Source organism: Streptomyces sp. NPDC021115 (assembly GCF_044333065.1).
Lineage (GTDB): Bacteria > Actinomycetota > Actinomycetes > Streptomycetales > Streptomycetaceae > Streptomyces.
On sequence record NZ_JBIRQF010000001.1, the window covers coordinates 216,747 to 228,950 of the forward strand.

A 12,204-nucleotide genomic window follows, 5' to 3' on the forward strand; every position below is an offset into this window, starting at 1 on the left:
GTCGTGGTGGTCGTGAGCCGAGGGCTGTCAGCCGCGGCCGACGAGCGAGCGCAGGAAGAACGCGAGGTTCGCGGGGCGCTCGGCGAGCCGCCGCATGAAGTACCCATACCAGTCTGTTCCATACGGGACGTAAACCCGCATACGGTGACCTTCCGCGACCAGCCGCTCCTGCTCGGCCGGGCGGATGCCGTACAGCATCTGGAACTCGTACTCGTCCTTTTTGCGGCCCAGGCGGTGCGCCAGGTCCTGGGCGATGGCGACCATGCGCGGATCGTGCGAGCCGATCATGGGGTAGCCCTCGCCGGACATCAGGATCTTCAGACAGCGCACAAAGGCGCGGTCCACCTCGCGCTTGTCCTGGTACGCGACCGAGGCGGGCTCGTTGTACGCGCCCTTCACCAGCCGTACTCGCGAGCCTTCCCCGGCGAGCGCGCGGCAGTCGTCCTCGGTACGGAAGAGGTACGACTGGACGACCGCGCCGGTCTGCGGGAACCGGGTGCGCAGCTCGCCGAGGATCGCCAGGGTGGAGTCCACGGTGGTGTGGTCCTCCATGTCGAGGGTGACCGTCGTCCCGGCCTCCGCGGCGGCCTCGACCACCGGGGTCACATTGGCGAGCGCGAGGTCGTGACCGCCGGGCAGCGCCTGGCCGAAGGCGGACAGTTTCACCGACATCTCCGCACGGGCCCCGAGCCCCTCCCCGGCCAGCGCCTCGGTGAGCGCCAGATAGGCGTCCCGGCTGCGCAGCGCCTCGGACCGGTCGGTAACGTCCTCCCCCAGGTGGTCCAGGGTGACCTCCAGCCCGCGGGAGGTCAGACCGCGCACCGCCGCCATGGATTCGGCCAGTCGCTCACCGGCGACGAAACGATCCACCATGGGGCGAGTGACCGGCGCGCCGGAGACGATCCGACGGATGGCGGCACTGCGCGAAGCGGCGAGCAGCACGGGTCCCAGCACAGGGCACCTCCACGATGACGGCCGGTGAACGGCTCCAACAACTCACCGTGAAACCTAAGGATCGCGCGGAATCGGGGCCATCGACAGCTGTCACGCATCCGTGTCCGGGATCTCAGACACCTGTATGAGAGGCTGAGGCCACATTCGGGGAAGGAGGCCGGAGCGCCATGCGCGAGGACTATCAGCAGCTGGTGGACGAGATCACCGCGACGCTCGGCGCGCCCGCCACCCTGGAGAACCGCGACTTCGCGCTGATCGCCTTCGGCGCGCAGGACAGCGACGACGCCGAGGAACCGACGCTGGACCCGGTCCGTACCCGATCCATTCTCCAGCGTCGCTCCACGGCGGCGGTGCGTGCCTGGTTCGAGGCGTTCGGGATCGCCCGGGCGCAGGCCCCGCTGCGGATTCCGCCGGACCCGGGGGCCGGGGTCTTCATGGGCCGCATCTGTCTGCCGGTGCGGCACCGCGGCGTCGTCCACGGCTATGTCTGGCTGCTGGACGACGGCCACCTCTCCGATCTGGAGCTGGGCGGGCCGGCCGGGCCGCCCACCGACCCGCGACTGGTCCGGGCGATGGAGACCACGGCCCGGATCGGCGCCCTGCTGGCCGCCGAGGCGCGGGCCGGTGAGGAACTGGGCGAGCTGCTGCGCGAACTGCTCACCGGTCCCCCGGCCACCCGCGACGCGGCCTGCTCGGGCCTGCACACCGCGTTGCGCGGCGCGGCCGACGGGCCGCTGGCGCTGGTCGCGGTCCTGCCGTGGGTGCCGGACACCGGCGAGGACGAGGACCACCCGGGCCTTCCCCATCTGCCGGGCATCGCCGCCGCCTGTGTGATCCCCGACGAGACGGCGCTGGCCGCCCTCGTCCGGCTGCGCGCCCCCACCTCCCTGGCCCCCGCCCGGGCCACCGCCGAACAGCTCCTGCGCTCCCCCCGCACGGCGGCCGCCGACAGCGCGCCGCCCGCCCATCCCCTCCACACGCCCGGCGCCGCGGAGGCGCCCAGGCCCGCCGAGCCGCACGGCGCCGACCTCCCGTGCGGCGGCGGCCGGGACAGCGCTGCCGGGGTCAGCGAGGCGCGGCGCGGACTCGATGAGCTGCCCGCCGCCTGGCGCGAGGCGCTGGCCGCCGCCCGGGCCGCGCGGGCGGACGCCCGGCTCGACCCGATCGCGCAGTGGACGGCCATCGGCCCGTACCGGCTGCTGGCCACGCTCCCCCTGACCGCCCCCGACGCCGCCGTACGCCCCCTCCTGGAGCGCACCCACGCGGAACTGGCCCGCACCGCCGAGACGTTCCTGGACTGCGCGGGCCAGGCGAGCCGTACCGCCCAGCTCCTCGGCATCCACCGGCAGACGCTCTACTACCGCCTCTCCCGGGTCCGCCAGCTCACCGGCCTGGACCTCGACGCGGGCGACGACCGCCTGCTGCTCCACATGGCCCTCAAGGCCGCCCGGCTGCGGTAGGCCCGCCGAGGACGCGGCGCATCGCCACGCGCCTCCGGCTGAACGCGGCGCATTCGCCTGGTGCCGGCAACCTTCCGCCGCGCGGCGGCAACCAGGGGACAGTCCCCGTCTCCCCGTCCCCCGGTCCGCGAGAGGACTGATGCACCGTGCGCATTGTCAGAGCGTTAGCGGCCGCCGCGCTCGCCACCACCTTCCTGGTCGGCGCGGGCAACGCGCCCCGCGCCGCCGCGGGCGAACTCCCCTCGGCCACCGCCTTCTTCAACCACCCCGACTCGCTCGTCAACAAGTGGGTCGCCGCCAACCCGAACGACTCCCGCCGGGCCCGCATCGCCTCGCGGATCGCGTCCCAGCCCCAGGGCATCTGGTTCTCGCGGTACACCCCCGGCACCGTCACCGAGGACGTCCGCAAGGTCACCTCGGCCGCCGCCGCCAAGGGCCAGGTGCCGGTGCTCGTCGCGTACCAGCTCCCCAACCGCGACTGCGGCGGCGCCTCCGCGGGCGGCGCCCCCGACCTGGCGAGCTACGACGCCTGGGTGCGCGGCTTCGCCGCCGGGCTGGGCAGCGGGCCCTCGGTCGTCATCCTCGAACCGGACTCGATCGCCCTCATCAGCTGTCTGTCACCCTCCGAGCTGAGCGGCCGCTACGCCTCGCTCACCCGCGCCTCCGCCGCCATCCACGCCGCCGCGCCCCAGGCCCGGGTGTACTTCGACGCTGGTCACTCCGCGTGGAACAGCCCCGCCGTCCAGGCGTCCCGGCTGCGCTCGGCGGGCGTGCTGAGCAGCGGCGACGGCATCTACAGCAATGTCTCCAACTACCGCCGCACCACGGACGAGGTGACCTTCGCCAAGGCCGTGCTCGCCCAGCTCGGCAGCTCCTCGGGCCTCACCGCCGTCGTCGACACCAGCCGCAACGGCAACGGCCCCGCGCCCGGCGACACCTGGTGCGACCCGCGCGGCCGCAAGGTCGGCGAGAACCCGACCGCGGGCACCGGCGACCCGGCCATCGACGCCTACCTGTGGATCAAGCCGCCGGGCGAGCTGGACGGCTGCGCGGGGGCGGCGGGCTCGTTCTCGCCGGACTACGCGTACGAGATGGCGGGCTGACCGGGACCGCCCCTCACATCCGGTCGATCTCGGTGAGGTCGATGTCGATGTCGAAGGGGACGGTGAGCTTCAGCCGGTCGTGGTGGATGCCGGACGGGACGTAGGAGCCGGTCGCTGGGTCCAGCTCGTAGACGTAGACCACCGGACGACGACCGTCACCCTTCTCGATCCGCCAGAAGTGCGGGATTCCCGCCTTGGCGTACAGCTGGGGCTTGCGCTCACGGTCGCGGTCTTCCGACTCCGGCGACACCACCTCCACGGCGAGCACGGCATCGGTGGCGTCGTAGCCCGTCTCGTCAGCTTCGGCGGAGACGGCCTCCGCACGCAGAACTGAGATATCGGGCTCGGGACGGTTGCCCTTGTTGATGGTGATGGTCATCTCGCGGCACACGCTCAGCGACTCTGGCACCGAGGCCCGCAGGCCGGTCTCCAGCAAGTACATGACCAGCGAATGAAAACGCCTCTGCGGGCTCACGAAAACGAGGCTCCCGTCGATCAGCTCAGTGTGCGGCGGGAGATCCGGAATGCGGTCAAGGTCGTCTGCGGTGAAGCCACCCGGGGGCGGAAACACCCAGGCCGGAAGCGGTTCAGCAGTCATGGTTACTCCCATGGACGAGATTCTTGCCGCGCGGCCCAGCCTAGCGGGCGGGAACGCCGGGGCCCCCTCACACGAGTGGGCCCCGGCGTTGACGGTCGGCGTCAGGCCAGGTGCACGGGAGCCGACGCGGCGCCGTGGGCTGCCTTGTCGCGGGCCGGGCGTGGGGTGTTCATCAGGACGCCCACCACCACCGCCGCGGCCGTGAGGATCACCGACGACCAGACGAAGGCGTGTGAGAAGCCCTCGACCAGCCCGTCCTTGGCGGTGGCCGGTGTCATGCGGCGGGCGTGGTCGCGCAGATAGTCGGCGGTCGCGCTGGTGGCGATGGTGTTGAGCGTCGCCGTGCCGATGGAACCGCCGATCTGCTGGGCCGTGTTCACCGTCGCGGAGGCGATGCCCGCGTCCCTCGGCTGCACTCCGTGGGTCGCGTAGTTCATCGAGGGGGCCATCACCAGGCCCATGCCGAAGCCGACGAGGAGTTCGGAGGGCAGCACGCCCGCCGCGTACGAACTGTCGACGTCCAGCGGGACCAGCAGCGCCACCCCGGTGGCCGCGATCAGCAGACCGGGCACCACCAGCACCCGCGGCGGCACCTTGGGGATGACGCGCGCGGCGACGCCGCCCGCTCCGGCCAGCACCGCCGCGGTCATCGGCAGGAAGGCCACGCCGGTGACCAGCGCCGAGTACCCCTTGACGATCTGCATGTAGTAGGTGAGGAAGAGGAACATCGCGAACATGCCGACCACCGACATGCCGACCGCCAGATACGCACTGCCCCGGGTACGGTCCGCGACCACCCGGATCGGCAGCAGCGGCCGGGCGGCGCGGCGCTCCACCAGGACGAAGGCGGTGAGCAGGACCACGCCCAGGATGAGCAGCCCGGTCACCAGCCGGGAGTCCCAGCCCTCGGACTCGGCCTCGCTGCATCCGTAGACCACCGACACCAGCCCGGCGACGGCCAGCAGCACCCCGGGGATGTCGAAGCGCGCCCGCTCCTCGGCTGGCCGGTCGGCGGGCAGGACGGACCAGCTGAACGCCGCGGCCACGGCGATGGGCACGTTCACGTACAGGCACCAGCGCCAGTCCAGGTACTCGGTCAGCAGCCCGCCGAGGACCAGGCCGATCGCGCCGCCGCCCGCCGCGATCGCGCCGAAGATCCCGAACGCCTTGGCGCGCTCGCGCGCCTCGGTGAAGTTCACGGCCAGCAGCGACAGCGCCGACGGCGCGAGCAGCGCGGCGAAGGCGCCCTGGAGGGCGCGGGCACCGAGCAGCATCCCGAGCCCCTGGGCGGCGCCGCCGAGCGCGGAGGCCCCGGCGAAGCCGATCAGACCGATCAGGAAGGCGCGCTTGCGGCCGGTGTAGTCGGCGATCCGGCCGCCGAACAGCAGCAGGCTGCCGAAGGCCAGGGTGTACGCGGTGATGACCCACTGCCGGTCTCCGGCGGAGATGCCCAGGTCGCGCTGGGCGGAGGGCAGGGCGATGTTCACGATCGTGATGTCGAGAACGATCATCAGCTGGGCGAGGCCGATGAAGAGCAGGGCGAACCAGCGCCGGGGGTTGGCCTCGGGCGGTATGGCTGAGGGGTCGGACATGACGGTGCCTTTCTGGTGGTGCGGTACGGACGGCGAGCGGTGATCAGTCGACGTCGGCACGGGCGTCGTCGATCACGCGCTCCCGGAGGCGGGTGAAGGCGGCGGCGTCCACGGCGGGGCCGCCGAGTGCGGTGGTGGGCCGCGCGGAGCCGGTGGGGCGCAGCCCGTCCACGTACAGATCGAGCTGGCGGTGGGCGATCGCCTCGTCGTCGGGGATGCGGCCGCCGCCGGGCAGCGGCCGCGACAGCCGGATGATCATCAGGACGATGTCGCCGAAGACGACATCGGGGCGGATCGCGCCGACCGCGCGGGCGCGGGCGAGGAGGCGGTCGACGGTCTCGACGGGGTCGGCGGTGTCGCCGCGCTCCCGGCCGAAGAGTTCATCGGCGGTGATGTGGCCCAGCAGCGCCGGGATCACCGACCCGATCTTGAGGTCGAGGGCGGCGTGCATGAAGCGCCGCAGGGCGTCGGCAGGATCGCCCTCGGCGTCGGTGGCGTGCCGCGCGGCCGCGTCCACCGCGGTGAAGACCTCGACGGCCACGCCGCGGAAGAGGTCGGGGCGGGTGGGAAAGCGCCGGTAGAGCGTGGCGATGCCGACCCCGGCGCGCCGGGCGATCTCGTCGAGCGGGGCGTCCGGGCCCTGGTCGGCGAAGACCTCGCGGGCCGCGCGCAGGATCTGCTCGCGGTTGCGGCGCGCGTCGGCGCGCATGCGGGGAGCGTCATCGGACACGGCGGGTCTCCTGACGGGGGTCACACACGGGCTATGTGGAGAGTTTTTCTCCACATATCTGAGAGCGTAGCGCTCCCCGCCAGCTTATTCAACGCACGATGAAAAAGAGCCCGGCAGGACACGGAAAAGGGCCCGGCCCCCGCGGGAAGCGGAGGCCGGGCCCCTGGAAGCGCTGAGGCGCCGGGCGGCTCAGGCCAGGTTGACCGAACGGGCCGACGTGGCGCCGATCTCCTCGGCGATCTCATTCAGCACGGTCTGCGGAATCGTGTCGTCCACGGTCAGCGCGACCAGCGCGGCACCGCCCACCGTGGCACGCGAGACCTGCATGCCCGCGATGTTGATGCCCGCCTCGCCCAGGATGCGGCCGAGCGTGCCGACGACGCCGGGACGGTCGGTGTAGCGGAGGAAGGCCATGTGGTCGGCGAGCGCCAGGTCGACGTCGTACTCCCCGACCGCGACGATCTTCTGGAGGTTCTTCGGACCGGCCAGCGTGCCGGAGATCGAGACCTCGGCGCCGTCGGACAGGGTGCCGCGCACGGTCACCACGTTGCGGTGCTCCGAGGACTCCGAGCTGGTGGTCAGCCGCACCTCGACGCCGCGCTCCTGCGCGAACAGCGGGGCGTTCACATACGAGACGGTCTCGTCGACGATGTCCTCGAAGACGCCCTTGAGTGCGGACAGCTCCAGCACCTTGACGTCGTGCTGGGTGATCTCGCCGTACACCTCGACGTCGAGCCGGACGGCGACCTCGCCCGCGAGCGCGGTGAAGATCCGCCCCAGCTTCTCGGCCAGCGGCAGCCCCGGGCGTACGTCCTCGGCGATCACACCGCCCTGCACGTTCACCGCGTCCGGGACCAGCTCGCCCGCGAGGGCCAGCCGCACCGAGCGCGCGACCGCGATGCCCGCCTTCTCCTGGGCCTCGCCGGTGGAGGCGCCCAGGTGCGGGGTGGCGACCACGTTGTCGAACTCGAACAGCGGGGAGTCGGTGCACGGCTCCTTGGAGAACACGTCCAGACCGGCACCGGCGACCCGGCCCTCCTTGAGGGCCGCGGCGAGCGCCGCCTCGTCCACGATCCCGCCACGGGCGGCGTTGACGATGCGCACCTCGGGCTTGACCTTGCGCAGCGCCTCGTCGCCGATCAGGCCGACCGTCTCGGGGGTCTTCGGCAGGTGGACGGTGATGAAGTCCGCGACCTCGAGCAGCTCGTCCAGGGAGAGCAGCTTCACACCCATCTGCGCGGCGCGCGCGGGCTGCACATACGGGTCGTACGCGACGACCTTCATCCCGAAGGCGGACATGCGCTGGGCCACCAGCACGCCGATGCGGCCGAGGCCGACGACGCCGAGGGTCTTCTCGCTCAGCTCCACACCGGTGTACTTGCTGCGCTTCCACTCGCCGTTCTTCAGCGCGGCGTTCGCCTGCGGGATGTTACGGGCGGTGGCGACCAGCAGACCGCAGGCCAGCTCGGCGGCGGTGACGATGTTGGACGTCGGCGCGTTGACGACCATGACGCCCGCCTTGGTGGCGGCGGAGACGTCCACATTGTCCAGGCCGACGCCCGCGCGGGCGACCACCTTCAGCTTCTTCGCCGCGGCGATGGCTTCCGCGTCGACCTTGGTCGCGCTGCGGACGAGGATCGCGTCCACATCGGCAAGGGCGGGAAGCAGTTCGTCTCGGTCCGCGCCGTTGCAGCTCCGGATCTCGAAGTCCGGGCCCAGGGCGTCGACCGTGGCGGGCGACAGCTCTTCGGCGATGAGTACGACAGGTTTACCGGGGGAAGCAGTGCTCACGTGGTCTTCAGTCCTCACTAGTCCTCAGCGGACGGCCGTCCCGACGGCCGCAGGCGGTGAAGGGTTCCAGCCGCGTGGAAGACGCACGACGCTGTGAGCCTGACGCGTTTGTTGCAGGAAAGTGTAGTAGCGATCGGGCCTGTGTAATGCGCCAATGCGGCAGGATCACCCGCACGTGGTGGTGCGCGGCGGACAAATGCGAACCGGGTGTGGCGGGGGTTCCTGGGAACCCCCGCCACACCCGCGGCACGGCCCGCCGCGCCGTCAGGGCGCTCAGGCCTCGTCGTCGACCCAGCTCATGAGCTTGCGCAGCTCCTTGCCCGTGGTCTCCAGGAGGTGGTCCTGGTCCGCCTTCTTCAGCTCGTTGTACTTCGGCAGACCGGCGTTGTACTCCGCCATCCAGTTCTTGGCGAAGGTGCCGTCCTGGATCTCGCCGAGGATCTTCTTCATCTCGGCCTTGGTGGAGTCGTTGATGATCCGCGGGCCGGAGACGTAGTCGCCCCACTCGGCGGTCTCGGAGATCGACCAGCGCATCTTCTCCAGGCCGCCCTCGTACATGAGGTCCACGATCAGCTTCAGCTCGTGGAGGCACTCGAAGTACGCGATCTCCGGCTGGTAACCGGCCTCGGTCAGGGTCTCGAACCCGGCCTTGACCAGCGCCGCGGTGCCACCGCACAGCACCGCCTGCTCACCGAAGAGGTCGGTCTCGGTCTCCTCGGTGAAGGTGGTCTTGATGACACCGGCGCGGGTGCCGCCGATGCCCTTGGCGTACGAGAGGGCCAGCGGGAAGGCGTTGCCGGTGGCGTCCTGCTCGACGGCCGCGATGCACGGCACGCCGCGCCCTTCCTCGTACTGGCGGCGGACCAGGTGGCCCGGGCCCTTGGGCGCGACCATGCAGACGTCGACGTTGGCCGACGGCTTGATGAAGTCGTACCGGATGTTGAGGCCGTGGCCGAAGAACAGCGCGTCGCCGTCCTTCAGGTTGTCCTTCACGGACTCCTCGTAGACCTTGGCCTGGATCGGGTCCGGGACCAGGATCATGATGACGTCGGCCTCGGCGGCCGCCTCGGCGGCGCTCACCACGCGCAGGCCCTGCTCCTCGGCCTTGGCCTTGGACTTGGAGCCCTCCTGGAGGCCGACGCGGACGTCGACGCCGGAGTCGCGCAGCGACAGCGCGTGGGCGTGACCCTGGCTGCCGTAGCCAAGGATCGCGACCTTGCGGCCCTGGATGATGGACAGGTCGGCGTCGTCGTCGTAGAACAGCTCGGCCACTTCGGGATTCTCCTAGCGTGTGGGTTGTGCGTCCCACCGTATGACGGGCGGGCGGGTGAAGGTTCGGGGGTCTCGTCAGGCGGACCGGTCGAGTGCGCGCAGGCTCCGGTCGGTGATGGAGCGGGCGCCGCGCCCTATGGCGATCGTGCCGGACTGCACCAGCTCCTTGATGCCGTACGGTTCCAGCATCTTGAGCATGGCTTCGAGCTTGTCGCTGCTGCCGGTGGCCTCGATGGTCACGGCCTCCGGGGAGACATCCACGGTCTTGGCGCGGAACAGCTGGACGATCTCGACGATCTGGGAGCGGGTCTCGTTGTCGGCGCGGACCTTCACGAGAACGAGTTCCCGCTGAATGGCCGAACCGTCCTCCAGCTCGACGATCTTCAGGACGTTGACGAGCTTGTTGAGCTGCTTGGTGACCTGCTCCAGCGGCAGCTCCTCGACGTTCACCACGATAGTGATGCGGGAGATGTCGGGGTGCTCGGTGACCCCCACGGCGAGCGAGTCGATGTTGAAGCCGCGGCGGGAGAACAGGGCGGCGATCCGGGCGAGGATGCCGGGGGTGTTCTCCACCAGGACGGAGAGCGTGTGCTTGGACATGGCGGGCGTCTCTCTTCTTCTCTCTCGGTCCCGGGCCTCAGTCGTCTTCGCTGTCGCCGAAGTCCGGACGGGTGTCGCGCGCCGCCAGGATCTCGTCGTTGGAGGTGCCGGCGGCGACCATCGGCCAGACCATGGCGTCCTCGTGGACGATGAAGTCCACGACCACCGGGCGGTCGTTGATCGCGTTGGCCTTCTCGATCACGGCGTCGAGGTCGGCCGGGTCCTCACAGCGGATGCCGATGCAGCCCATGGCCTCGGCGAGCTTCACGAAGTCCGGGACCCGGGTGCCCGCGGCGCTCGGCTGGGCGTCCGCCCCCGGGCCGGAGTGCAGCACGGTGTTGGAGTAGCGCTGGTTGTAGAACAGGGTCTGCCACTGGCGGACCATCCCCAGCGCGCCGTTGTTGATGATCGCGACCTTGATCGGGATGTTGTTCAGCGCGCAGGTGACCAGTTCCTGGTTGGTCATCTGGAAGCAGCCGTCCCCGTCGATCGCCCAGACCGTACGGTCCTCCACACCGGCCTTGGCGCCCATGGCGGCCGGGACGGCGTACCCCATGGTCCCGGCGCCGCCCGAGTTCAGCCAGGTCGCGGGCTTCTCGTACTGGATGAAGTGGGCGGACCACATCTGGTGCTGGCCGACGCCCGCGGCGAAGACGGTGCCCTCCGGGGCCAGCTCACCGATCCGCTGGATGACCTGCTGCGGCGACAGGCTGCCGTCCTCGGGCAGGTCATAGCCGAGCGGGTAGGTCTCGCGCCACCGGTTCAGGTCCTCCCACCAGCCGGTGTAGTCACCGGTGTGGCCAGCGTCGTGCTCGGCCTGGACCGCGACGACCAGATCGGCGATGACCTCGCGGGCGTCGCCGACGATCGGCACATCGGCGGCGCGGTTCTTGCCGATCTCCGCCGGGTCGATGTCCGCGTGCACGATCTTGGCGAACGGGGCGAACGAGTCGAGCTTGCCGGTGACCCGGTCGTCGAAGCGCGCGCCGAGCGCCACGATCAGGTCGGCCTTCTGGAGGCTGGTCACGGCGGCGACGGTGCCGTGCATGCCCGGCATGCCGAGGTGGAGCTGGTGGCTGTCGGGGAACGCGCCGAGCCCCATCAGGGTGGTGGTGACCGGCGCCCCGGTCAGCTCGGCCAGCACCCGCAGCTCGGCGGTGGCGTGCGCCTTGAGAACGCCGCCGCCCACGTACAGCACCGGGCGCTCGGCCTCGGTGATCAGCCGGGCGGCCTCGCGGATCTGCTTGGCATGCGGCTTGGTCACCGGGCGGTAGCCGGGCAGATCGGTCTGCGGCGGCCAGGAGAAGGTGGTCTTCGCCTGGAGCGCGTCCTTGGCGATGTCGACCAGGACCGGGCCGGGGCGGCCGGTGGCGGCGATGTGGAACGCCTCGGCGATCGTGCGCGGGATGTCCTCGGCCTTGGTGACCAGGAAGTTGTGCTTGGTGATCGGCATCGTGATGCCGCAGATGTCCGCCTCCTGGAAGGCGTCCGTGCCGATGGCCTTGGACGCCACCTGGCCGGTGATCGCGACGATCGGGACCGAGTCCATGTGGGCGTCGGCGATCGGGGTGACCAGGTTGGTGGCACCGGGACCTGAGGTCGCCATGCAGACGCCGACCTTGCCGGTGGCCTGCGCGTAGCCGGTCGCGGCGTGGCCCGCGCCCTGCTCGTGACGGACGAGAACGTGCCTGACCTTCACGGAGTCCATCATCGGGTCGTACGCGGGGAGGATCGCACCGCCGGGAATCCCGAAGACGGTGTCGGCGCCCACCTCCTCGAGCGAGCGGATGAGGGACTGCGCGCCCGTGACGTGCTCGACGGTGGCGGACTGCGGTCCGCCGTTACGGGCCCTCGGCTGGGGATGATGGGCCCCGGAGGCCTGCTCGGTCATCTGCATTCTCTTCTCGAATGAGGTGTGATGCGGGAGGAAGGCGGTGCACAGGCGTCAGTGCAACAAAAAACCCCTCGTGCCGTGAGGCAAGCGAGGGGAGCGCGCCGGTGAGGGTCCGCAGGGCTTCAACATGACCCTGCTCAGCCGACGCGCTGTCCAAGTACGAGAATTCGGGTGCGCATGGCTCCGACCCTCCCCCCCGCGCGTATCAGG

General features: G+C 70.9%; 10 protein-coding genes. 2 read left to right on the forward strand and 8 right to left on the reverse strand.

The window, feature by feature from the left end; all coding sequences use genetic code 11:
- Nucleotides 1-27: 27 nt before the first annotated feature.
- Nucleotides 28-954: a proline dehydrogenase family protein gene (locus ACH4TL_RS00985; protein WP_398322358.1), complete on the reverse strand. Its 927-nt coding sequence runs from the start codon at nt 952-954 to the stop codon at nt 28-30.
- 167 nt (nt 955-1,121) lie between these two features.
- Here ACH4TL_RS00985 and ACH4TL_RS00990 point away from each other — a divergent pair, with 167 nt between their 5' ends.
- Together ACH4TL_RS00990 and ACH4TL_RS00995 are read left to right on the forward strand one after the other, a co-directional pair.
- Nucleotides 1,122-2,414, forward strand: a complete 1,293-nt coding sequence (locus tag ACH4TL_RS00990) for a PucR family transcriptional regulator (protein WP_398322354.1) — start codon at nt 1,122-1,124, stop codon at nt 2,412-2,414.
- 146 nt (nt 2,415-2,560) lie between these two features.
- The gene (locus ACH4TL_RS00995) at nt 2,561-3,517 is read left to right on the forward strand and encodes a glycoside hydrolase family 6 protein (RefSeq protein WP_398322352.1); all 957 of its coding nucleotides are present in this window, start codon (nt 2,561-2,563) and stop codon (nt 3,515-3,517) included.
- Nucleotides 3,518-3,530: 13 nt separating this feature from the next.
- Here ACH4TL_RS00995 and ACH4TL_RS01000 read toward each other — a convergent pair whose 3' ends face one another.
- The 7 genes from ACH4TL_RS01000 to ACH4TL_RS01030 form a co-directional block, all read right to left on the reverse strand.
- A complete protein-coding gene (locus ACH4TL_RS01000; protein ID WP_398322349.1) occupies nt 3,531-4,115 on the reverse strand; it encodes a Uma2 family endonuclease in 585 nt (194 codons plus the stop codon).
- A 101-nt stretch (nt 4,116-4,216) separates the two neighbouring features.
- Nucleotides 4,217-5,707, reverse strand: a complete 1,491-nt coding sequence (locus tag ACH4TL_RS01005; RefSeq protein WP_398322347.1) for an MFS transporter — start codon at nt 5,705-5,707, stop codon at nt 4,217-4,219.
- 43 nt (nt 5,708-5,750) lie between these two features.
- Complete coding sequence (locus tag ACH4TL_RS01010) at nt 5,751-6,437, reverse strand: TetR/AcrR family transcriptional regulator (protein WP_398322342.1); 687 nt, start codon at nt 6,435-6,437, stop codon at nt 5,751-5,753.
- Nucleotides 6,438-6,626: 189 nt separating this feature from the next.
- Nucleotides 6,627-8,228, reverse strand: coding sequence for a phosphoglycerate dehydrogenase (gene serA / locus ACH4TL_RS01015; protein WP_398322338.1), 1,602 nt, complete (start codon nt 8,226-8,228; stop codon nt 6,627-6,629).
- 273 nt (nt 8,229-8,501) lie between these two features.
- Nucleotides 8,502-9,500, reverse strand: a complete 999-nt coding sequence (gene ilvC, locus ACH4TL_RS01020; protein ID WP_398322335.1) for a ketol-acid reductoisomerase — start codon at nt 9,498-9,500, stop codon at nt 8,502-8,504.
- Between the two features lie 75 nt (nt 9,501-9,575).
- Nucleotides 9,576-10,100, reverse strand: a complete 525-nt coding sequence (gene ilvN, locus ACH4TL_RS01025) for an acetolactate synthase small subunit (RefSeq protein WP_044569623.1) — start codon at nt 10,098-10,100, stop codon at nt 9,576-9,578.
- A 37-nt stretch (nt 10,101-10,137) separates the two neighbouring features.
- Complete coding sequence (locus ACH4TL_RS01030) at nt 10,138-11,997, reverse strand: acetolactate synthase large subunit (protein ID WP_398322332.1); 1,860 nt, start codon at nt 11,995-11,997, stop codon at nt 10,138-10,140.
- Nucleotides 11,998-12,204 lie beyond the last annotated feature (207 nt).